The sequence below is a fragment of the Psychrobacillus sp. FSL K6-4615 genome (genome assembly GCF_038008225.1).
Classification (GTDB): domain Bacteria; phylum Bacillota; class Bacilli; order Bacillales_A; family Planococcaceae; genus Psychrobacillus; species Psychrobacillus psychrotolerans.
The window spans coordinates 2,467,742-2,489,507 of record NZ_JBBOYQ010000001.1; the positions used below are offsets into that span (position 1 = coordinate 2,467,742).

Here is a 21,766-nt window from a genome sequence, read left to right on the forward strand (position 1 = left end):
AATTTGGCTCTTTTTTTATATTTGTGCTTTTATTTGCTAAAAAGAATAATGAGTATATTTTATTGCAAAGGATGGTTAAGTCAAATTAGCATTATTCTAGTCACCATTAGTCTCATGATATTCACTATCCGTTATTTTAGGAAATATTTCTACAAACTTTTCGGCTTCCTCTTCATTAACTTTATATAGAATAATTTCAGAACCATAATGACCTATTTCCATCTGTTCAACCCCATCTTCTTGAAAGAACATTGTATACCACTTTAAACCACCTTTTGGATCAACAGAATAATTTCTAAAATAGAGTCTATTTTCATCCGTTAGATTAATAGTAACCACTTTCATCAATCCCTCTGTCTGAACGGAAACAGCTAGAGAGTTTAACTCTTCTAACACTTCTAGTTCTTCCAACCAACAATGGATCACTACTTCTTGGAACTCGTTTGTATATTGATCCCACAAATCCTCCCAAAAACTCGTATCTATGGGAAACGAAGATTTCCCCTCTACACTCATTGCCTCAGTTGTTACTACAACATTACCCACTATAAAACCCCTCTCTGATTTTTCATCCAATGACATGCATCTTTTACTACACGTCTATTTATTTTGCTCGGAAAAAAATGTGTGAATTCTGGATAGTACCAGGTTTCAACTGGTATACTATTCCCTACTAATGCATGCTCTAAAACCTTTGCATGCTCAAAAGAGACATTTTTATCTTGCTCGCCGTGAATTATTAGCGTGGATGTCTTCATTTCCTTTATAAGAGGTAATACATCTCGCTCTTCGTATCCCACTGGATATTTGCTAGGAGTACCACCAATGACTCGTTTCATCATCTTTCTCATATCTAGTCTTTCTTCATATGTTAGATAAATATCGGACACACCCGCCCATGTAACTAAAGAGGTAATATCATTACGTAGAATAGCAATCCATAATGCCATGATTCCACCACGAGAAAATGCAAATAGGTGAATCCGTTCTGCAAGGCAATATTGCTTAAGTATATCTACTCCATAGATAGCATCCCAACGATCTTCTCCAGCGAATTCATCTTTTCCTTCACCACCACGATTGCCGCGATAATATGGCGCAAATACGATAAAACCTTCAGAAGCAATTTGTGCGATTCGGGCGGGTCGAACCATCCCAATACTTTGCATACCACCACGACAATATAGAATACCTTCATAGTCTCCTACTTCTTTTGGTGACGCTAGCATCCCTTTGACACGTAGTCCACAGGACCAATATGTAATTTCTCTTAATACAATATGAGGATTGGGCGATGGATAAACTCGAACTTTTTCAATCGTTCCATTTGCTTTCAATTTCTTTCACCTTCTTTAAAATGGCTTTCATTCCATCATCTTTCATATGGAAGCTCAAATAATTACTTTGTGTAAGTTCTTCTGAAGATAACCAAAAGGCTCCTTCTGTTTCAAAGTTTGTCTTCTCTTTATTAATATACCCAACTTCCGCTACATAAACAGTTTTACAAAAAGGGATATTATCTATTACCATATATTCTGCAAGCCATGCTAACTCCACTATATCCACATTTGTTTCTTCTTTTGTTTCTCTAATTGCTGCTTCAACTAAAGTCTCTCCCTGCTCTAACTTACCACCTGGAAACTCTAAACCCCTTTTAGGATGCTTCGTCACCAACCATTTGCCTTTATATTTTGCTACGACTAGTACATGTTCAGATGGGATTGCAAAGCTATCTTGCTCAAAAGTTAACAATACATCATAACCATTTAAATCTTGGAAAGAAATCATATCCTGACTCCCTTTGTTTTCTTTAAATTTTAACATATGAATCAATTTCATAATTACTTATATCAATTAAATTCGTTTTTATAAGAAGTCGTTTTAGTTGATTGAAATGGAAGGCGGCGACTCGAGCGGAAATAGTTTAAGGCGAAGACCCCGCAGCGAAGCGAGGAGGCTGAGGCAACGCCCGCGGAAAGCGACCGCCTGGAACGGAAATCAACGTTGTTCGGATTTTATTTATGAAATTGACTCATGTATATAAAAAAACTTAGCCCAATGAGAGCTAAGTCTATAAGTAACTATTATTTGGGTGGGCCCATTTTATAATCTTCATTTCCTTCTTCTCTATTTTGTGCGATATTCTGCTTGGATTTATCTTGAGGGGATAGGTTTAGCAAGGAACTAACATTACGATAAGTTACAGGATTTTCATTACCTTTTCTATTTAAATTTTTACTCATAATTGAATCTCCTTTCTTCTTTGAAAATAAGGTAACTGTTCGATAAATCGTTTAGAGTCATCTGAAGTGAATTCATGAATCCATGCATACACTTTCTTGAGTCTTCTATCATATTGGTCATTTTCCCCATCCACATGGTATGGCTTTACCAATTGTGGCTCATGAGCCCGTAGAAAGTTTCTGCTTTGCACTGACTTCAGCTGATAGAAAAGCTTTTCAAATACTTTTATTTCATTTCTGGTAGCTGTTACTTCATATTCCCACTGAGATTCTTCAGGATAAGCATATACTTGCTGACTTTTAATGGAGATATACACTTTGTATAAGGTCATTTTCACACATCCTTTTATAGAAGTTTGTGCAAAAATCAAAAAAACATGCACCACTAGGGCACATGTTTTTTAAGCAAGAGGAGATACTTTTTAATCATCATCTGTCTAGGCTACAGCGCCTAGCCGCTCGAGTCGTTTTAGAATGTCAGGTAAAGGCAAAAAACGCCTTTACTGTCACTCCTCCAACGCTTTTCGAGGCTAACATAGGCGCTTTCGCTTTGCTTATTAAGCTTGAATATCTACAACGCTTCCTTTATGAGGATGTGTTGCAGCTGATTGTGGCATGCCTTCTAATAATTCTATCGCTGCTACAGTTTCCATGTTCATAGCATTTTGTAAAACACTCATTTGCACGGTCTGTTGCAATTGTAGTAAGTTAGATGACATTATGGAGTTTATATCCAAAGAAATCCCTCCCTAACTAACTTTATATCGGCAAATCCAAATTATTATTAAACGTTTATTATTTTTTAGCAGTGCTAGCGTTAGTATCTCCTAAAAATGCATTTAACATCCACTGATGTTTTTCAGTTTTTTGGTAAATTGCATTTAATACATCTTCTGTCATATCATCTTCATCATTGGCTGCTTCTTCCATCCCTTTTTTAAGAGATTTCATAATTTTATCAAAATCATCTACAACCGTTTGTACCATATCGTCAGCCGACTCTTTACTCGAAGCTTCTTTTACTTCTGAAAGCTCCAAATGTTCTTTTAAAGTTGCTGTAGGTTTACCACCAAGTGTTAATAAACGTTCAGCAATTTCATCCATATTAAGTGTAGCTTCGTTATATAATTCTTCAAATTTAGCATGTAAAGTAAAAAATGACGGACCCTTTACATACCAATGAAAATTATGTAATTTAGTGTACATAACTGACCATGTTGCTACTTGTTTGTTTAGTTCTTTGTTTAATGCTGCTGACATAAAATTGTCACTCTCCCTTTAATAATAGTTGCTTTCTCTTTTAATATACCTCTAACTCTCATACAATAAACATAACGATAAGTTTAATTGGAGTGAATAAAAATGGTATTTTGGATATTAGGTGCAGCAATATTATTAAGTATTTTTGGCTTTACCTTTTTGTACAAATTAGCTATGAATGAGAAACCTTCGAAAATTGATCCTCATCCAAAGGATGTTGATTAATACATGAAGCATATTATAATATCTATTTTTCGTTTTTATCAAAAGTTTATTTCCCCACTGTCTCCACCTAGTTGTCGCTTTTATCCAACCTGCTCTCATTATGGAGTTGAAGCACTTCAAAAACATGGAGCAATTAAAGGGAGTATTTTAACTGTAAAGAGAATATCGAAGTGCCATCCTTTTCATGAAGGTGGCATTGATCCCGTTCCTGATGAATGGCCTTTGAAGAAAAAATAAACAAAGGCTATTTTTTCTTGCATTTTTTCCGAAAGTCCTGTAATCTAATGAAGTTATCATTTTTCAAAACGTAATCATTACTATTTAGGGAGTGAATTTATTGAAACGAATTTTAATATGGAGTAGTCTTTGTCTAGTATTATTCCTTGCAGCTTGCGGAAAAAGTGAAGAGAAAGCTCAAAATACGGATGAGAAAGTTCAAATATATACAACCGTATACCCATTACAATACTTTGCTGAACGTATCGGTGGAGAATCTGTACATGTCTCTTCTATCTACCCTGCTGGCGCAAATGAACATACTTTTGAGCCAACACAAAAAGATATGATGGCACTTGCAGATGCTGATTTGTTTTTTTACATAGGACTTGGCTTAGAGGGTTTTGTAGAGAATGCTAAAAAGACATTGGCAGATGAAGAAGTGAATATGATAGCCACTGTGGATGCAATTTCAGACGAACAATTAGAGGAAGCCGCTCACGAAGAGGAAGAAGCGACTTCAACGGATTCTCACGATCATGAACACGAAAGTGAATCCTCAGAAGATCACAGCCATGAGGGACATGATCACGGGGATATCGACCCACATGTTTGGATGTCACCTAAAATCAGTCAAAGTCTTGCGCTTTCTATTAAAGACTCTTTAGTAGAGATCTCACCAGGGCAACAAGAGACTTTTGAAAAAAATTATGATGAATTAGTTAGTGATCTTCAACAACTAGATGCAGACTTTGAAGAAATGGCGCATAATGCACCTAACAAAACATTTTTTGTTTCTCACTCAGCATTTGGTTATATTGCTAACACATATGGGTTAGAACAACTGGCAGTAGCTGGACTAAATTCACAAGATGAACCTTCCCAAAAAGAACTGACTAAATTAATCGATTTGGCAGAAGAAAAAAATATTGAATATATTTTATTTGAGCAAAATGTATCTTCTAAATTGACTGAAGTGATTCAAAAAGAAATTGGTGCAGAAAGCTTGGTTTTGCATAATTTAGGTGTGCTATCGAAAGAAGATATCCAAAACAAAGAAACTTATTTTACATTAATGAACAAAAACCTCGAGACATTAAGAACGGTTTTGAAATAAAATTGTAAAGCTATTCATAAGAAAAATCGGGCAAAGACGGCTAACTCTTTACGTTCAAACCTGTCCCTATCGTTTTCAAAGGACTATGGACAGATATTACTATAATGATTAACGAATTAACTTTTTAGGGATGCTGGTTGTTTGTGACGAACGTCACAAACAACCAGCATCCCTTTTTTGGGTAATCTTATGGCATTTGTCTGTCCGTCGCCTTCCTTCAACTCTCAGAAACAGGTAAGTGCGCTTTTGGATAATTAGAGATAAGATAATTTCCTATTGATAGAGCAAAGATGATGACAGTCTAAGTACGCGACATCGTATCGCAACGACTGCCTTACCCGCATCGTGCGGGCCCGATGATACAATTTCGTTTGCTATTTCACTTCTTTATGAGGCAACCACTTACTACTTGCTTTGTTTCCAAAAGTATAAAAGAAATATACTTTCTTCTTTCTTCCAGACAGAATAGTTTTTTTGCAGACGCTTTTATCTCAATAATAACTTTGACTACCTCTTAACATCTAAGCGATAAGCTATGCTTAATCTTAGAGTGGAGTACTACTCACTATTGTAGTGAAAGGTGGCACCTCCAGCGGGATAAGCGAGAAAGTCGAGACCCCGCAGGGAGTGTAGCGACCGAGGAGGCTCGGCCTCGCCCACGGAAAGCGTCCACCAGAAACGGAAATGAGTAGCATTATTCATTCATTGATATCCCAACAAAATGATACAATCCATTCTTTATACTTTCTTATCTTTTAAAGCTATTCATATCAAATTTAATAACTCTCTTCTCACTAACTTATTTGCCCCGTTACGAGGTAATTCTTCTATAAAGTAATATTCTTTTGGCAATTTATAAGAGGCAATCTGTGTCTTCATGAAAGCCTCTAACTCTTCAATAGAAACTAATTCTTTTACTACAACAAAAGCTATTGGAATTTGTCCCCATTTATCATCTTGTCGACCTGTAACTCCTGCTTCAACAACTGCTGGGTGTTTAACTAATGCTTGCTCTAACTCTGCAGGATAAATATTCTCCCCGCCCGAAATGATTAGATCTGAGCGACGATCTACAACAAACAAATAACCTTCCTCATCTAAATAACCTATATCTCCAGTATGTAACCAACCATTCAATAATGGTTTCTTAGACTCGGCTGCTCCAATATATCCTTTCGTCACATGTGGCCCTTTAATACATATTTCTCCCATTTTTTCTTCCCCATCTATCCGAACATCTGCAAAGAAAAGAGGTTTCCCAGAAGATCCAAGCTTACGGATAGCATCCTCACTTGATAAGGTAGTGGTCTGAGAAGCTGTTTCTGTCATGCCATACGTTTGTAATACTGGTATATTCCGTTCGATTGCCCTCTCTAAATAAGACAAAGGAACGGGACCGCCACCAACTAAAATCGATTGAAACGAATCAGGGAAATACTGATTTCGATTTTCTAAAACGGATACGATGCGTTGAAGCATCACTGCTACTAATGACATTCTTGTGGCAGCACCCTCTAATATTTCATCAACTACTTTTTCCGAATCAAATTTAGTATGAAGGCTAACAGTCATTCCATATAATACAGAACGCATTAGAATAGAAAATCCACTTATATGAAACAAGGGTACTACACATAGCCAGCAATCATCGGGATGAATACCTAGATGTAGTGCGGAACCAGTTGCGTTCATCACATGATTTTCTAATGATTGACGTACTCCTTTAGGGCTTCCCGTAGTTCCAGAAGTATACATAATAGAAATAGTACGACTTTTTGGCCAATCTCTTTCCATAGCATATACTTTTCTTTTGTTGTTATGAATATCATGAAAAGAAAATCTTTGGTTATAATTTATTTCTCTTTCATAGTTATCTACAAGTAAAATATTTGGCTTACTATCATGAAGCTGATAGTTTAGCTCTACTTCACTTAAACGTTCGTTTAACATAACTAATTCACAACCAAGTTGAAGACAACCATGTATGGCAATTACTAGCTCTGCATTGGAGCTTGATAAAATAGCAATCCTCATACCGGGCTGAATTCCTTTAGCGTGTAATTTCTCTGCAAATTCATTGGCTTCGTTATAAAGTTGTTGAAATGTCCATGCCTCTTCCCCAAACCGTAAAGCAGTGCGTTCCGGAGTCAAATAGGCACGTTTTAATAGTAAATTAGGAAACATGTTAAACTCCTTTCTTTAAACTATATACTTAATATACCTTGATATTCTATGTAAAAAAACCAGACAAAAAGAAGCCCGATACTTTAAAAACAAAACTTAGAGATGTGTTGATTTCCGCTCCGAGCGGACGCTTTCCGTGGGCACGGCTTCAGCCGCTTCCCTCGCTTTCACTCAGTCCAAGATCTTCAGCTCGTGCTATTCCCACTGGAGTCGCCGCTCTGCGCTTCAATCAAAGAAAATCCATTTTCATCTTTCCTAATAAAATAGTATTCCTTACAAGCGGACGATTTTATCCATCTCTTCACTTGGACAACTCTCATCATCTAAGCGAAAGACTATGGTCAATATTATCGTGGAGTACTACACACTTAATTGATTTTAGTGAAATCTAGCCGGGATAAGCGAGAAAGTTGGACCCCGCCGGGAAGAAGCGGAGCGCCTGACTGAGGAGGCTCGACCTTGCCCGCGGAAAGCGTCCACATATAACGGAAATCAGTAGTATTACTCTTTCTTAATAGTTCTGTAAAACCATTGTTTATGCTGTATTTTTATATACTTGCTTATCTAGTAAAAAAGCTATCCCATAAAGGATAGCTTTTTTGTACTCGTCATTCACTAATCACGGGAAACGTGGGAATTGCCCGAAATCTGGTTTGCGTTTTTCTTTAAATGCATCTCGGCCTTCTTTGGCTTCATCCGTTGTATAGTAAAGCAGTGTTGCGTCACCTGCTAATTGTTGAAGCCCTGCTAAACCATCCGTATCTGCATTCATCGCAGCTTTTAAGAAGCGAAGTGCTGTTGGACTCATTTCTAGCATTTCTGAACACCACTGAACAGTTTCATCCTCTAACTGTTCATATGGAACTACTGTATTGACTAAGCCCATATCAAGAGCTTGCTGTGCATCGTATTGACGACATAAATACCAAATTTCACGCGCTTTTTTATGTCCAATAATACGTGCCAAATAGCCAGAACCATAACCAGCATCAAATGATCCAACTTTAGGACCAGTTTGTCCAAATCTAGCATTGTCCGCTGCAATTGTTAAATCACAAACAACATGTAGAACATGTCCGCCACCAATTGCATAACCAGCTACCATTGCGACAACCGGTTTAGGTATTACACGGATTAGGCGTTGTAAGTCTAGTACGTTTAAGCGTGGAATCTCGTCTTCTCCAACGTATCCACCATGTCCACGTACTTTTTGGTCTCCGCCTGAACAGAATGCATGCTCACCTTCACCAGTTAAAATAATGACACCTACATTTTTATCGTCACGAGCACGAGAAAATGCGTCAATCATTTCCATTACTGTTTTAGGGCGAAATGCATTACGCACCTCAGGACGGTTAATAGTTACTTTAGCAATTCCGTTAAAAAACTCATACTTAATATCTTCATATGTATGTAATGTTGTCCATTCACGAGTCATCTTACATCCTCCTTTAAAATAATATCCTTTACTATTGTAGCAAACAATTCAGGATTTTCCACATGAATTGCATGACCTACATTCCTAACTTCTGTATGGGCAGCGTTTGGAAAGTAGTTTTTCATCTTTTTCGCAAGATTACTAAATTTTTCATCTAACTCGCCTGTTATTAAAAATGTAGGTGTAACAACCTCATCAAGCTTTTCCCAATAAGAAGGTTGCACTCCAGTGCCAAATCCACGTAAACTATTTGCCAAACCAATTTCAGTCCCTGCTAGTCGCTCTTGTCGTATAAGCTGCTGTTTCTCCAAGGATAACTTTCTTTGGGATTGAAACAAAGGTATTCTTTCCCAAAAATCTACAAAAGATACAAGCCCTTCTTCCAATATTCGATTGGCAAGCTGCTCATCGGATTGTTTTCTATTGGTGCGTTCTTCTATTCCTATAAGTCCGGGAGAACTACTTTCTAGAATTAGTCTTTTTACAGTGTACTGACTTGCATAGGCTAGAGCTAACCTACCACCCATTGAATAACCAACAAGCGTAAGGTTACTCCACTGAAGCTGTTGAAATAATGCATGCAAATCTTTTATCTGCTCCTCTGCTGAATAACGACCTGAATCCATAGGTTTAGAAGTCCCCCCATGTCCTATAAGATCAATTGCAAGGAGATCAAATGTACTGGGTAGATGTGAAATTACTTCATCCCAACTATGTGTAGACCCCGTAAATCCATGCAAAAAAACAATTTTTTCATTTGCACCCTTATTATATCTGTTGATATGAATATCAATTCCTCGGATATTGACTGTTATACTTTCCAAACCGAATCCAGCTCCTTCGAAATCGCAGCCCATAATTTTCGATGTGTCTCTGTATTTACTTGTCTATTCGTGAATACTTCGATAATACGAATATCCTTCGTCTTTTCCTCGGCTAAAGCTTCTTTAAAATCTTCCTTCGAGTGAACTGCATTGTACTGAGCATTATACATAGATGCTATATTGGAAAACTCTAAACCTGTCGGAGTACCAAATAAATGCTCAAAATAATTGGTTTCTGTAGATTGAGGGAGATAAGAGAAAATTCCTCCGCCGTCATTATTCATAACAATAATCGTCATATCAGAATGGTGGAACCGACTAACTATCAAACCATTCAGATCATGTAAAAACGCTAAATCTCCAATCAATAAATAACCAGGACGATTTAGTGCTGCTTGAACTCCAAGTGCGGAAGAAACTACCCCGTCTATTCCATTCGTTCCTCTGTTTGCGTAGAGTTGAATATCCTTAGTGGTTTTATTGAAAAAGGTATCAAGGTCTCGTATTGGCATACTACTACTAGCAAATAAATATGACTTATCTGGTAGTGCTTCAAACAACAAACCTGCTAATGCACCTTCATCTGTTTCATGTTCCATATAGCTGTTCACATGAGCAGTCGCTATATTATTTGCTTGAGTCCAGCAATCCGTGTATGTAGAAGAAGACTTTGTATCTGTTTTTAGCCATAGTGATTCAGCATCCACTTGTACATGATGCGTAGCAATATGAAGTGAATCACGGAAAAGTGGACTTTCGTCGACAACCATAAATACCGTAGGCTTACACTCTTTTAAATAAAGCATAAGTGGTTTAGAAACTGGTTGTGCTCCAAAACGAATTACGATATTTGGTACAGCCATCTCTTGAAAGGACTTGTTTTTCAGAATGGCATCGTATTGATCAATACATAAATCCATGCAATCCGCAGGTATAGATGTGCGTAAATTCGATAACGGATCAACAAGAACTGGCCATTGTACCATTTTTACAAATTCCCAAAAACCATCAGTAGTTTGAAGAGAATCTCCTACGATAAATATGCCTCTTACTTCATTTTGAAGCAAATCTTTATACCACACTAAAAATTCTTCACTTGGTGCCAACTTTCCAATCTCGGGTACATGTATGTTCATTGTTGGTAATGGCTGTTCCATATCAAGTAATAACGGCTCACGGAATGGTACGTTAATATGAACAGGTCCCATCGGAGCAGTTTTGGAAGTAGACACTGCACGCTGAATATGACGCTCTACAAACGCTAAATTTGCTTCTGATTCTGGTAGAGGAAAGTCTACTGCCCATTTAACATGCTTTCCATATAGATGAAGCTGGTCTATTGCTTGAGGTGCTCCCACTTCTCTAAGTTCATGTGGACGATCAGCTGTAACAACTAATAGCGGTACACGAGCATAATACGCTTCTACAATAGCTGGAAAAAAGTTTGCAGCAGCGGTTCCAGAAGTACATAAAAGCACAACTGGAGTTTTCTTAGCTTTCGCAATGCCAAGAGCAAAGTAACCGGCGGAACGTTCATCTATTTGTCTATAAAATTGAAAACCCTCACTTTTGGCAAATGCATATGCCAGAGGAGTTGACCTTGAACCAGGACACATCACTATGTCCTGAACACCTGCCTGTCTAATTGTTTCTACAAAGTGATTTACATAAGATGTTAAATACTCGATGTTAGTCATTCATATTTCCTCCAAGTGTTCGAAGCATTGGACGGAACTTCACTCGTGTTTCTTCAAATTCCTCTATGGAGGATGATTCGGCAACGATTCCGCCACCTGCATATAAATAGGCGTGTTCATTTTCTACTAAAGCAGAACGTATTCCAACAGCGAACTCCCCGTCTCCTTCAGCGTTTATCCAGCCAATTGGAGCAGCATAATACCCACGATTCATCTGTTCCGATTCGCGAATAATCTTAATCGCATCCTGGCGTGGCTCCCCACCTAGTGCTGGAGTAGGATGTAAAGCCTGTACTAGCTCAAAAAGGGATGAATTCTTTTTCAGACTTCCTTCAATCGGAGAATATAAATGCTGAATATCTCTAATTTTCATAAGCTTTGGTCTAGTGGGTACTTTGACGTCTTCACAATATTGCATGAATACTTTTTTAATCATTTCCACTACATATTTATGCTCACCTAAATTTTTGGGATCTGATAATAATGCCTCTCCAAGCTCCTTATCCTCAAGAGAATGCTTTCCTCTTCTCGTAGAACCGGCAAGTCCAGCAGATTGGGCTTTGTCATTTTCTACTTTAACAAGTCGCTCTGGTGTTGCACCAAAAAAGATTTTCTCTCCATTTTCTAATCCAAATAGATAACTTTCAGGTTGCTCCATGGAAGCATTATATATTGCTGTTGCTGGTGAGAAAGTATCAGCAAATGTCAGTTTAAGTGATCTAGCTATAACTACTTTTTGGACTTCATCTTTTCGAATTCTCTTCGTTACATCCTCTACAGCATGTAAATACTCGTTCTTCAAGCGGTCTTCTCGTTTGATCAAGGACGGTTTTTCATGTACCCTTAACTCTTTTACTTGAGCAGTGTGTATTAACGTATCTCTTTCTATACGTAACAGTTCAAACGTTTCCGTACTCTTTGCTTCGTCCGTAATATAGTGAATGTTCACGAATGCCTGATCATGTTGGATAACTAGCTGAAACGTAGACACGACAAAGAATGCAGAAGGAAATGTATCCCATTCCGAAGAAATCTTGTTTTTTGGATCGAAAGCAAACCCGCCAAATAGGATAGGAGATACATCCGCTTTTTCCTTTAATGATGACTGGCAAAGTTCCTTCCATTTTGTATCAATATCCTTATATCTATTATCTTCTAAGTTATTTGTAATAGTATGAGCATGTCCCAATCCTACTAAGGTCAATGTCTTCTCTTTGTTTTGCCAAAAATAACGTTTCCCTTTATATATTTCATCCCCTGCTTCAAAAAAAGCTTGTGCAGACAATCTCGATACTTCTATTGTTTCAGTATAAAAACGGTATTTTGTATTAATGGTACCGGTGGTTTTCGGCATAAATATGACCTCCGTTTAGTAACTACTCTTTTATCTAGGTTAACTAATTTACTCTACCTTTAATCATACATCTTTCTACACATTTCAGCACACATTTAGCTATAAATTTATGTTAAAATTGATATTGGATTCTTTTAAAGGAGAGAAAAAATATGTCACACGAATTTCAAGCTGACAAGGGCTGGCGCGTATGGTGGAAACTGACAAGACCACATACCCTAACTGCCTCATTTGCACCAGTTTTTCTTGGTACAATGATTGCCCTATACGAGGCAAATATTGATTGGCTATTGTTTATTGCTATGTTATTAGCTTGTCTACTGATACAAGCTGCTACAAATATGTTTAATGAGTATTATGATTTTGTACGAGGTCTCGATAGCGAGGAATCGGTCGGTATTGGTGGGGCAATTGTTAGGAATGGTGTAAAACCCAAAACGGTAATGCAACTAGCTCTATTGCTATATGTAATAGCTGCTATATTAGGTATCTATATTTGTTATGAAAGCTCTTGGCTATTATTAATAGTCGGTGCAATTTCTATGGCAGTGGGATATTTCTATACTGGGGGACCTTACCCTATTTCTAGTACTCCCTTTGGTGAGCTTTTCAGTGGGTTATTTATGGGGATGCTTATTGTTTTAATTGCAGTTTATATTCAAGTAGGTTCAGTGCCTTTATTCGCTGTATTGTTATCTGTACCAAGTGCTCTGCTAGTAGCAGCAATCATGCTATCTAATAATATTCGCGATTTAGTAGAAGACACAATAGGCGGACGAAAAACGATGGCTATATTAGTTGGTCGGAAAACAGCAATTACAATTCTAGCTTCCTATTTTGTTTTGTCTTACCTATGGATTATAGGTTTAGTAGTTTTGCAAATAATCACTCCATGGAGTTTATTAGTTTTATTGAGTTTGAAAAAACCTATACATGCGATAAAATTATTTAAACAAACAGAAAATCCAGTTAAAGTTGCGCCTGCTATGAAAGACACCGCTCTTACGAATACGATTTTTGTATTCCTTTTAGGCTTAGGTCTATTGATTGGCTATTATTTATAATATTTTAAAAAACCAGAATGCTAGTAAAAAGCTAGCACTCTGGTTTTTTTCTTATTTATAGGATAATAACTCTGCTTTAAGTACACCTTTTTTATCGACAAGCTTGATAATTCCGATTCCAGGTGCGATATAGAACGTGTAGCCATAGTTTGTGCGAACAACTACCACGTTTTGGAATGTTCCGGCTTTTACTTTAACCGTACTAGTAGTACTTTCCACATTTACATTATAAAAAGCTTGACTGTTGTCCTCTGTTAAATAATATTCTTTCGTTGTTTTTCCTTCAATCAATGGAAAAGCAATATCAAGTATGGCCCAATCTGTATGACCTACCCCAAATATTAAACGATCTTTATGTTCAATATAAGTAAAACTATTTAGGGAATTACCTTTCTTCATTAGAAAAGCTTCCGTCACATCATATTCAGAATTATAGGAATCACTAACAGTAAATTCATTTTGTGTATTTTCAGTAAAGCTAGGAGAATAAACAAGCTTCATCCCTGCTTTTGGAGTTAGCCCACCAATTACTTCTTTATTAAGCAAAGCTAGCTTACTTTTAGATGGAGTTTCATATTTCACTTTAGAACCTTTTTGTACGAAACTACTTGCCCCTACTCCATATAAGCCACCATTTGTTCCCTTATACGTATAGACTCTATATTCATCACCTTTTTTTAGTGTGCGTACTTTATTAAGTGATCCATTGGAGCCAACTTTAACTAAATTCGTGTCTGCAAGAATTGTTACTTTACCTATTTGCCCTTGTTTTAACTCTGTTTTTCCCCACATAACTTTGTTTGTAGCTGCGTCTGCTTGCATGTTACCTAAGCTTGTGAAGCCTACCGCTAGTACAAGTATGAGCATAACTTTACTAAATTTTTGAAACAACTATAACCTCTCCCTTCATTGGAAATTATATCATATTTTAAAACCACTATAAATATAACCTTAGGTTCATTATTCATGCGGTATCAATGGTCATTATGTTGTATACATTCTATTGACTGACCTTTCCATACATTGGCATAGAAAAAGAGAAAGGAATAAAATAAAAGTTAAAAATAAAAAAGGTAACCAATGATTGGTTACCTTTTTTTGAGTATGACCCCTACGGGATTCGAACCCGTGTTACCGCCGTGAAAGGGCGGTGTCTTAACCGCTTGACCAAGGGGCCAATATATGGCGGAGAAGGAGGGATTTGAACCCTCGCGCCGGTTGCCCGACCTACACCCTTAGCAGGGGCGCCTCTTCAGCCACTTGAGTACTTCCCCATATATGGCTCCGAAGGTAGGACTCGAACCTACGACCAATCGATTAACAGTCGATTGCTCTACCACTGAGCTACTTCGGAATAATGGTGGGCCTAAATGGACTCGAACCATCGACCTCACGCTTATCAGGCGTGCGCTCTAACCAGCTGAGCTATAGGCCCATTATTTTGGAGCGGGTGAAGAGAATCGAACTCTCATCATCAGCTTGGAAGGCTGAGGTTTTACCACTAAACTACACCCGCATTAAATGGTGGCTCAGGACGGAATCGAACCGCCGACACAAGGATTTTCAGTCCTTTGCTCTACCGACTGAGCTACTGAGCCTCTTCAATCTTAAAATAAAAGCTAATTGTTTAGGCTATATTTACAATTGATATGTATTAATATTATTAAATAAATGGCGGTCCCGACCGGGATCGAACCGGCGATCTCCTGCGTGACAGGCAGGCATGTTAACCGCTACACCACGGGACCATTTGGTTGCGGGGACAGGATTTGAACCTGCGACCTTCGGGTTATGAGCCCGACGAGCTACCACTGCTCCACCCCGCGACAATAAAATACTTAAGGATTATTATTACTTCCACAAACAATAAGATAAAAATGGAGGAGGAAGAGGGATTCGAACCCCCGCGCGGTATGACCCGCCTGTCGGTTTTCAAGACCGATCCCTTCAGCCGAACTTGGGTATTCCTCCAAGACATTGTTGGTGGACCTTGCAGGACTCGAACCTGCGACCGGACGGTTATGAGCCGTCTGCTCTAACCAACTGAGCTAAAGGTCCTTAAGATGGCGGCAGAGGGAGTCGAACCCACGACCTTTCGGGTATGAACCGAGTGCTCTAGCCAACTGAGCTACACCGCCATGATTTTCAAACTAATTTATAAATGGTGGAGCCTAGCGGGATCGAACCGCTGACCTCCTGCGTGCAAGGCAGGCGCTCTCCCAGCTGAGCTAAGGCCCCATAAATAATAACTGGTCGGGAAGACAGGATTCGAACCTGCGACCCCTTGGTCCCAAACCAAGTGCTCTACCAAGCTGAGCTACTTCCCGTTATATGGTGCGCTCGGCAGGACTCGAACCTGCAACCTCTTGATTCGTAGTCAAGTGCTCTATCCAATTGAGCTACGAGCGCAATGTTTCAAAAAAGTGGTGCCGAGGACCGGAATCGAACCGGTACGGTAGTCACCTACCGCAGGATTTTAAGTCCTGTGCGTCTGCCAGTTCCGCCACCCCGGCACTTTAGTGAATCTTTGGAGCGGAAGACGAGGTTCGAACTCGCGACCCCCACCTTGGCAAGGTGGTGTTCTACCACTGAACTACTTCCGCTCGGTTATTAAATTAAATGGTGCGGGTGAAGGGAGTCGAACCCCCACGCCTTGCGGCGCTAGATCCTAAGTCTAGTGCGTCTGCCAGTTCCGCCACACCCGCATACATAATTCACTGAAAAAGTGATGAGCCATGTAGGATTCGAACCTACGACCCTCTGATTAAAAGTCAGATGCTCTACCAACTGAGCTAATGGCTCGGAAAATGGTGCCGGAGAAAGGACTTGAACCCTCAACCTACTGATTACAAGTCAGTTGCTCTACCAGTTGAGCTACTCCGGCAGGAGTAAATATATGGTGGAGGATGACGGGCTCGAACCGCCGACCCTCTGCTTGTAAGGCAGATGCTCTCCCAGCTGAGCTAATCCTCCTGGGTAAGTTATGTATTTATTGCAAGCCCAGCGACGTCCTACTCTCACAGGGGGAAACCCCCAACTACCATCGGCGCTGAAGAGCTTAACTTCCGTGTTCGGTATGGGAACGGGTGTGACCTCTTCGCCATCATCACTAGACTTGAATAATTATTGAAAGACAAGTTTTATTATACCAACTCTGTAGAATATTACAAGAGTTATTTTTAAAAAATTTATTCTTTCAAAACTGGATAAACGACATTGTTACGTTAAACAAATTTGGTTAAGTCCTCGATCGATTAGTATTCGTCAGCTGCACGTGTCGCCACGCTTCCACCCCGAACCTATCTACCTCATCGTCTTTGAGGGATCTTACTTACTTGCGTAATGGGAAATCTCATCTTGAGGGGGGCTTCGTGCTTAGATGCTTTCAGCACTTATCCCGTCCACACATAGCTACCCAGCGATGCTCTTGGCAGAACAACTGGTACACCAGCGGTGTGTCCATCCCGGTCCTCTCGTACTAAGGACAGCTCCTCTCAAATTTCCTACGCCCACGACGGATAGGGACCGAACTGTCTCACGACGTTCTGAACCCAGCTCGCGTACCGCTTTAATGGGCGAACAGCCCAACCCTTGGGACCGACTACAGCCCCAGGATGCGATGAGCCGACATCGAGGTGCCAAACCTCCCCGTCGATGTGGACTCTTGGGGGAGATAAGCCTGTTATCCCCGGGGTAGCTTTTATCCGTTGAGCGATGGCCCTTCCATGCGGAACCACCGGATCACTAAGCCCGTCTTTCGACCCTGCTCGACTTGTAGGTCTCGCAGTCAAGCTCCCTTCTGCCTTTACACTCTTCGAATGATTTCCAACCATTCTGAGGGAACCTTTGGGCGCCTCCGTTACACTTTAGGAGGCGACCGCCCCAGTCAAACTACCCGCCTGACACTGTCTCCTACCCGGGTTACGGGTATGGGTTAGAATTTCAATACAACCAGGGCAGTATCCCACCGACGCCTCCTCCGAAGCTGGCGCTCCGGGCTCTAAGGCTCCTGCCTATCCTGTACAAGTTGCACCAAAATTCAATATCAAGCTATAGTAAAGCTCCACGGGGTCTTTCCGTCCTGTCGCGGGTAACCTGCATCTTCACAGGTACTATAATTTCACCGAGTCTCTCGTTGAGACAGTGCCCAGATCGTTACGCCTTTCGTGCGGGTCGGAACTTACCCGACAAGGAATTTCGCTACCTTAGGACCGTTATAGTTACGGCCGCCGTTTACTGGGGCTTCAATTCGCACCTTCGCTTGCGCTAAGCACTCCTCTTAACCTTCCAGCACCGGGCAGGCGTCAGCCCATATACTTCACCTTACGGTTTTGCATAGACCTGTGTTTTTGCTAAACAGTCGCCTGGGCCTATTCACTGCGGCTCTTCTAGGCTATGAACCCAAAAGAGCACCCCTTCTCCCGAAGTTACGGGGTCATTTTGCCGAGTTCCTTAACGAGAGTTCTCTCGCTCACCTTAGGATTCTCTCCTCGACTACCTGTGTCGGTTTGCGGTACGGGCACCTTTCACCTCGCTAGAGGCTTTTCTTGGCAGTGTGAAATCAGGAACTCTAGACATACGTCCTCGCCATCACAGCTCAATGTTAAAGAATGCGGATTTGCCTACATTCACACCTTACTGCTTGGACATGCATAACCAACAGCATGCTTACCCTATCCTTCTGCGTCCCCCCATTACTCAAACGGTGGTTTGGTGGTACAGGAATATCAACCTGTTATCCATCGCCTACGCCTATCGGCCTCGGCTTAGGTCCCGACTAACCCTGAGCGGACGAGCCTTCCTCAGGAAACCTTAGTCATACGGTGGACGGGATTCTCACCCGTCTTTCGCTACTCATACCGGCATTCTCACTTCTAAGCGCTCCACCAGTCCTTCCGGTCTGACTTCAACGCCCTTAGAACGCTCTCCTACCACTGATACCAAAGGTATCAATCCACAGCTTCGGTGATTTGTTTAGCCCCGATACATTTTCGGCGCAGCGTCACTCGACCAGTGAGCTATTACGCACTCTTTAAATGATGGCTGCTTCTAAGCCAACATCCTGGTTGTCTAAGCAACGCCACATCCTTTTCCACTTAACAAATACTTTGGGACCTTAGCTGGTGGTCTGGGCTGTTTCCCTCTTGACTACGGATCTTATCACTCGCAGTCTGACTCCCAAACATAAATCATTGGCATTCGGAGTTTGTCTGAATTCGGTAACCCGGGATGGGCCCCTAGTCCAAACAGTGCTCTACCTCCAAGATTCTAACGTTTGAGGCTAGCCCTAAAGCTATTTCGGAGAGAACCAGCTATCTCCAGGTTCGATTGGAATTTCTCCGCTACCCACACCTCATCCCCGCACTTTTCAACGTGCGTGGGTTCGGACCTCCAGTAAGTGTTACCTTACCTTCATCCTGGACATGGGTAGATCACCTGGTTTCGGGTCTACGACCACATACTCATTCGCCCTATTCAGACTCGCTTTCGCTGCGGCTCCGTCTTCTCGACTTAACCTTGCATGGGATCGTAACTCGCCGGTTCATTCTACAAAAGGCACGCTATCACCCATTAACGGGCTCTAACTACTTGTAGGCACACGGTTTCAGGATCTATTTCACTCCCCTTCCGGGGTGCTTTTCACCTTTCCCTCACGGTACTGGTTCACTATCGGTCACTAGGTAGTATTTAGCCTTGGGAGATGGTCCTCCCAGATTCCGACGGAATTTCACGTGTTCCGCCGTACTCAGGATACACTCAAGAGAGAATGAATTTTAGACTACGGGGCTTTTACCCTATCCTGCGGACCTTTCCAGATCGCTTCGTCTAACTCATTCCTTTGTAACTCTATGTAGAGTGTCCTACAACCCCAAAAGGCAAGCCTTTTGGTTTGGGCTATTCCCGTTTCGCTCGCCGCTACTCAGGGAATCGAATTTTCTTTCTCTTCCTCCAGGTACTTAGATGTTTCAGTTCCCTGGGTGTGTCTCAGATGCGCTATGTATTCACGCAAATGTACTGCTCCATTACGAACAGTGGGTTTCCCCATTCGGAAATCTCCGGATCAAAGCTCACTTACAGCTCCCCGAAGCATATCGGTGTTAGTGCCGTCCTTCGTCGACTCCTAGTGCCAAGGCATTCACCGTGCGCCCTTATTAACTTAACCTAAAAGTTAAAAAGTCTTACACGTCGTGATTACGTAAATAATCACAACAGAATTTCTTGTTGTTTATTGTTTCAATGTCGTTTTATCCAGTTTTCAAAGAACAAGAGTTGAATCTTCATATAAAATGAACATTCAAAACTGAACTGCAAAACGTTAAGATACGAATAAAGATTCGTATTCCGATATTATCCTTAGAAAGGAGGTGATCCAGCCGCACCTTCCGATACGGCTACCTTGTTACGACTTCACCCCAATCATCTGTCCCACCTTCGGCGGCTGGCTCCCGTAAGGGTTACCCCACCGACTTCGGGTGTTACAAACTCTCGTGGTGTGACGGGCGGTGTGTACAAGGCCCGGGAACGTATTCACCGTGGCATGCTGATCCACGATTACTAGCGATTCCGGCTTCATGTAGGCGAGTTGCAGCCTACAATCCGAACTGAGAACGGTTTTATGGGATTTGCTCACCCTCGCGGGGTTGCGACCCTCTGTACCGTCCATTGTAGCACGTGTGTAGCCCAGGTCATAAGGGGCATGATGATTTGACGTCATCCCCACCTTCCTCCGGTTTATCACCGGCAGTCACCTTAGAGTGCCCAACTAAATGCTGGCAACTAAGATCAAGGGTTGCGCTCGTTGCGGGACTTAACCCAACATCTCACGACACGAGCTGACGACAACCATGCACCACCTGTCACCGCTGTCCCCGAAGGGAAAAGCCTATCTCTAGGCCGGTCAGCGGGATGTCAAGACCTGGTAAGGTTCTTCGCGTTGCTTCGAATTAAACCACATGCTCCACCGCTTGTGCGGGCCCCCGTCAATTCCTTTGAGTTTCAGTCTTGCGACCGTACTCCCCAGGCGGAGTGCTTAATGCGTTAGCTGCAGCACTAAGGGGCGGAAACCCCCTAACACTTAGCACTCATCGTTTACGGCGTGGACTACCAGGGTATCTAATCCTGTTTGCTCCCCACGCTTTCGCGCCTCAGCGTCAGTTACAGACCAGAAAGCCGCCTTCGCCACTGGTGTTCCTCCAAATCTCTACGCATTTCACCGCTACACTTGGAATTCCGCTTTCCTCTTCTGTACTCAAGTCCCCCAGTTTCCAATGACCTTCCACGGTTGAGCCGTGGGATTTCACATCAGACTTAAAGGACCGCCTGCGCGCGCTTTACGCCCAATAATTCCGGACAACGCTTGCCACCTACGTATTACCGCGGCTGCTGGCACGTAGTTAGCCGTGGCTTTCTAATGAGGTACCGTCAAGGTACGAGCAGTTACTCTCATACTTGTTCTTCCCTCACAACAGAGTTTTACGATCCGAAAACCTTCTTCACTCACGCGGCATTGCTCCATCAGACTTTCGTCCATTGTGGAAGATTCCCTACTGCTGCCTCCCGTAGGAGTCTGGGCCGTGTCTCAGTCCCAGTGTGGCCGATCACCCTCTCAGGTCGGCTACGCATCGTCGCCTTGGTGAGCCGTTACCTCACCAACTAGCTAATGCGCCGCGGGCCCATCCTGTAGTGACAGCGAGATGCCGTCTTTTAACATCTCCCCATGTGAGGAAATGGATTATTCGGTATTAGCCCCGGTTTCCCGGAGTTATCCCAATCTACAGGGCAGGTTGCCCACGTGTTACTCACCCGTCCGCCGCTAAATCAGAAGAAGCAAGCTTCTTCGTCATTCGCTCGACTTGCATGTATTAGGCATGCCGCCAGCGTTCGTCCTGAGCCAGGATCAAACTCTCCATAATAGTTCACTTCCAGTATGCAGAGCACATTGAAAGCGAACAAATTAGAACTAGTTTAAAAGCTCATTTTGTTTTGCTGGCATCATCATTAAATGATGTCCAAAATTGTTTTGCTATCATCCTAACAAGTTAGTTGAAAGCTATGTTTCTTAACGTTTTGCATGTTCAGTTTTCAATGTTCATGTTGTTCGCGTCGTTTTGACGACTTTATTAGTATAACTTATTTCAGATTTG

17 protein-coding genes, 20 tRNA genes and 3 rRNA genes are annotated in these 21,766 nt (G+C 41.4%); 4 read left to right on the top strand and 36 right to left on the bottom strand.

The features are described 5' to 3' along the window. Nucleotides 1-96 precede the first annotated feature (96 nt). The 7 genes from MKX53_RS12260 to MKX53_RS12290 all read right to left on the bottom strand — a co-directional run bounded on the left by MKX53_RS12260 (nucleotide 97) and on the right by MKX53_RS12290 (nucleotide 3,503). Complete coding sequence (locus MKX53_RS12260; RefSeq protein WP_340911593.1) at nucleotides 97-546, bottom strand: hypothetical protein; 450 nt, start codon at nucleotides 544-546, stop codon at nucleotides 97-99. Continuing rightward, nucleotides 546-1,337, bottom strand: a complete 792-nt coding sequence (locus MKX53_RS12265) for an alpha/beta hydrolase family protein (RefSeq protein WP_093536788.1) — start codon at nucleotides 1,335-1,337, stop codon at nucleotides 546-548. Before MKX53_RS12265 ends, MKX53_RS12260 begins: the two co-directional genes overlap by 1 nt. Further along, complete coding sequence (locus tag MKX53_RS12270; RefSeq protein ID WP_340911597.1) at nucleotides 1,315-1,788, bottom strand: NUDIX domain-containing protein; 474 nt, start codon at nucleotides 1,786-1,788, stop codon at nucleotides 1,315-1,317. Before MKX53_RS12270 ends, MKX53_RS12265 begins: the two co-directional genes overlap by 23 nt. Before the next feature lie 296 nt (nucleotides 1,789-2,084). Further along, complete coding sequence (locus tag MKX53_RS12275; RefSeq protein ID WP_340763013.1) at nucleotides 2,085-2,243, bottom strand: hypothetical protein; 159 nt, start codon at nucleotides 2,241-2,243, stop codon at nucleotides 2,085-2,087. Beyond that, nucleotides 2,240-2,575, bottom strand: coding sequence for a transposase (locus MKX53_RS12280; protein ID WP_340911600.1), 336 nt, complete (start codon nucleotides 2,573-2,575; stop codon nucleotides 2,240-2,242). Before MKX53_RS12280 ends, MKX53_RS12275 begins: the two co-directional genes overlap by 4 nt. A 225-nt stretch (nucleotides 2,576-2,800) precedes the next feature. After that, on the bottom strand, nucleotides 2,801-2,980 hold the full coding sequence (locus tag MKX53_RS12285; RefSeq protein WP_340911601.1) for a YjfB family protein: 180 nt from the start codon (nucleotides 2,978-2,980) through the stop codon (nucleotides 2,801-2,803). A 58-nt stretch (nucleotides 2,981-3,038) separates the two neighbouring features. Further along, nucleotides 3,039-3,503: a Dps family protein gene (locus MKX53_RS12290; RefSeq protein ID WP_340911604.1), complete on the bottom strand. Its 465-nt coding sequence runs from the start codon at nucleotides 3,501-3,503 to the stop codon at nucleotides 3,039-3,041. Nucleotides 3,504-3,605: 102 nt separating this feature from the next. Here MKX53_RS12290 and MKX53_RS12295 point away from each other — a divergent pair, with 102 nt between their 5' ends. The 3 genes from MKX53_RS12295 to MKX53_RS12305 all read left to right on the top strand — a co-directional run bounded on the left by MKX53_RS12295 (nucleotide 3,606) and on the right by MKX53_RS12305 (nucleotide 5,061). Continuing rightward, entirely contained in the window at nucleotides 3,606-3,728 is a 123-nt protein-coding gene (locus tag MKX53_RS12295; RefSeq protein WP_340911607.1) for a hypothetical protein, read from the top strand. A 3-nt stretch (nucleotides 3,729-3,731) separates the two neighbouring features. Beyond that, nucleotides 3,732-3,965, top strand: a complete 234-nt coding sequence (gene yidD / locus MKX53_RS12300; RefSeq protein WP_093536783.1) for a membrane protein insertion efficiency factor YidD — start codon at nucleotides 3,732-3,734, stop codon at nucleotides 3,963-3,965. A gap of 100 nt (nucleotides 3,966-4,065) precedes the next feature. Beyond that, nucleotides 4,066-5,061, top strand: a complete 996-nt coding sequence (locus MKX53_RS12305) for a metal ABC transporter solute-binding protein, Zn/Mn family (protein WP_340769772.1) — start codon at nucleotides 4,066-4,068, stop codon at nucleotides 5,059-5,061. 765 nt (nucleotides 5,062-5,826) lie between these two features. Here MKX53_RS12305 and MKX53_RS12310 read toward each other — a convergent pair. The 5 genes from MKX53_RS12310 to MKX53_RS12330 form a co-directional block, all read right to left on the bottom strand. After that, nucleotides 5,827-7,245 (bottom strand): o-succinylbenzoate--CoA ligase, encoded by a 1,419-nt coding sequence (locus MKX53_RS12310; RefSeq protein ID WP_340911609.1) that lies wholly within the window; start codon nucleotides 7,243-7,245, stop codon nucleotides 5,827-5,829. 619 nt (nucleotides 7,246-7,864) lie between these two features. Beyond that, on the bottom strand, nucleotides 7,865-8,683 hold the full coding sequence (menB, locus tag MKX53_RS12315; protein ID WP_093536780.1) for a 1,4-dihydroxy-2-naphthoyl-CoA synthase: 819 nt from the start codon (nucleotides 8,681-8,683) through the stop codon (nucleotides 7,865-7,867). After that, on the bottom strand, nucleotides 8,680-9,507 hold the full coding sequence (gene menH / locus MKX53_RS12320) for a 2-succinyl-6-hydroxy-2,4-cyclohexadiene-1-carboxylate synthase (RefSeq protein ID WP_340911612.1): 828 nt from the start codon (nucleotides 9,505-9,507) through the stop codon (nucleotides 8,680-8,682). Before menH ends, menB begins: the two co-directional genes overlap by 4 nt. Then, nucleotides 9,495-11,204: a 2-succinyl-5-enolpyruvyl-6-hydroxy-3-cyclohexene-1-carboxylic-acid synthase gene (gene menD, locus MKX53_RS12325; protein WP_340911615.1), complete on the bottom strand. Its 1,710-nt coding sequence runs from the start codon at nucleotides 11,202-11,204 to the stop codon at nucleotides 9,495-9,497. The genes menH and menD overlap by 13 nt, the downstream gene beginning before the upstream one ends. Continuing rightward, a complete protein-coding gene (locus MKX53_RS12330) occupies nucleotides 11,197-12,558 on the bottom strand; it encodes an isochorismate synthase (protein ID WP_340911617.1) in 1,362 nt (453 codons plus the stop codon). The genes menD and MKX53_RS12330 overlap by 8 nt, the downstream gene beginning before the upstream one ends. Before the next feature lie 152 nt (nucleotides 12,559-12,710). On the opposite strand from MKX53_RS12330, the gene MKX53_RS12335 reads away from it, so the two are divergent. Then, nucleotides 12,711-13,622, top strand: a complete 912-nt coding sequence (locus MKX53_RS12335) for a 1,4-dihydroxy-2-naphthoate polyprenyltransferase (protein WP_093536773.1) — start codon at nucleotides 12,711-12,713, stop codon at nucleotides 13,620-13,622. Nucleotides 13,623-13,673: 51 nt separating this feature from the next. Here MKX53_RS12335 and MKX53_RS12340 read toward each other — a convergent pair whose 3' ends face one another. The 24 genes from MKX53_RS12340 to MKX53_RS12455 form a co-directional block, all read right to left on the bottom strand. Beyond that, complete coding sequence (locus MKX53_RS12340; protein WP_340763026.1) at nucleotides 13,674-14,513, bottom strand: hypothetical protein; 840 nt, start codon at nucleotides 14,511-14,513, stop codon at nucleotides 13,674-13,676. 214 nt (nucleotides 14,514-14,727) lie between these two features. After that, nucleotides 14,728-14,799: transfer RNA gene (locus MKX53_RS12345), tRNA-Glu, on the bottom strand. Nucleotides 14,800-14,805: 6 nt separating this feature from the next. Then, nucleotides 14,806-14,896, bottom strand: a tRNA-Ser gene (locus MKX53_RS12350). A 5-nt stretch (nucleotides 14,897-14,901) separates the two neighbouring features. After that, a tRNA-Asn gene (locus tag MKX53_RS12355) sits at nucleotides 14,902-14,976 on the bottom strand. Nucleotides 14,977-14,980: 4 nt separating this feature from the next. Next, a tRNA-Ile gene (locus MKX53_RS12360) sits at nucleotides 14,981-15,057 on the bottom strand. Between the two features lie 7 nt (nucleotides 15,058-15,064). Beyond that, nucleotides 15,065-15,138: transfer RNA gene (locus MKX53_RS12365), tRNA-Gly, on the bottom strand. A 6-nt stretch (nucleotides 15,139-15,144) separates the two neighbouring features. Then, a tRNA-Phe gene (locus MKX53_RS12370) sits at nucleotides 15,145-15,220 on the bottom strand. A gap of 74 nt (nucleotides 15,221-15,294) precedes the next feature. Next, nucleotides 15,295-15,370 (bottom strand) — tRNA-Asp (locus MKX53_RS12375). Between the two features lie 3 nt (nucleotides 15,371-15,373). Further along, nucleotides 15,374-15,448 (bottom strand) — tRNA-Met (locus MKX53_RS12380). 52 nt (nucleotides 15,449-15,500) lie between these two features. Then, nucleotides 15,501-15,593, bottom strand: a tRNA-Ser gene (locus MKX53_RS12385). Nucleotides 15,594-15,603: 10 nt separating this feature from the next. Beyond that, nucleotides 15,604-15,680, bottom strand: a tRNA-Ile gene (locus MKX53_RS12390). Nucleotides 15,681-15,686: 6 nt separating this feature from the next. Further along, nucleotides 15,687-15,760: transfer RNA gene (locus tag MKX53_RS12395), tRNA-Met, on the bottom strand. A gap of 24 nt (nucleotides 15,761-15,784) precedes the next feature. Continuing rightward, nucleotides 15,785-15,860 (bottom strand) — tRNA-Ala (locus tag MKX53_RS12400). Nucleotides 15,861-15,872: 12 nt separating this feature from the next. After that, a tRNA-Pro gene (locus MKX53_RS12405) sits at nucleotides 15,873-15,949 on the bottom strand. A gap of 5 nt (nucleotides 15,950-15,954) precedes the next feature. Beyond that, nucleotides 15,955-16,031: transfer RNA gene (locus tag MKX53_RS12410), tRNA-Arg, on the bottom strand. Nucleotides 16,032-16,046: 15 nt separating this feature from the next. Next, nucleotides 16,047-16,135: transfer RNA gene (locus tag MKX53_RS12415), tRNA-Leu, on the bottom strand. A 15-nt stretch (nucleotides 16,136-16,150) separates the two neighbouring features. Next, nucleotides 16,151-16,225: transfer RNA gene (locus MKX53_RS12420), tRNA-Gly, on the bottom strand. 17 nt (nucleotides 16,226-16,242) lie between these two features. Beyond that, nucleotides 16,243-16,327, bottom strand: a tRNA-Leu gene (locus tag MKX53_RS12425). Nucleotides 16,328-16,351: 24 nt separating this feature from the next. After that, a tRNA-Lys gene (locus MKX53_RS12430) sits at nucleotides 16,352-16,424 on the bottom strand. 6 nt (nucleotides 16,425-16,430) lie between these two features. After that, nucleotides 16,431-16,506: transfer RNA gene (locus tag MKX53_RS12435), tRNA-Thr, on the bottom strand. Nucleotides 16,507-16,519: 13 nt separating this feature from the next. Further along, nucleotides 16,520-16,595 (bottom strand) — tRNA-Val (locus MKX53_RS12440). 25 nt (nucleotides 16,596-16,620) lie between these two features. After that, nucleotides 16,621-16,736 (bottom strand): 5S ribosomal RNA (rrf, locus tag MKX53_RS12445). 120 nt (nucleotides 16,737-16,856) lie between these two features. After that, nucleotides 16,857-19,785, bottom strand: a 23S ribosomal RNA gene (locus MKX53_RS12450). Nucleotides 19,786-19,980: 195 nt separating this feature from the next. Next, nucleotides 19,981-21,535, bottom strand: a 16S ribosomal RNA gene (locus MKX53_RS12455). Together the 16S, 23S and 5S rRNA genes with 20 tRNA genes alongside form the textbook arrangement of a ribosomal RNA operon. Nucleotides 21,536-21,766: the final 231 nt, after the last annotated feature.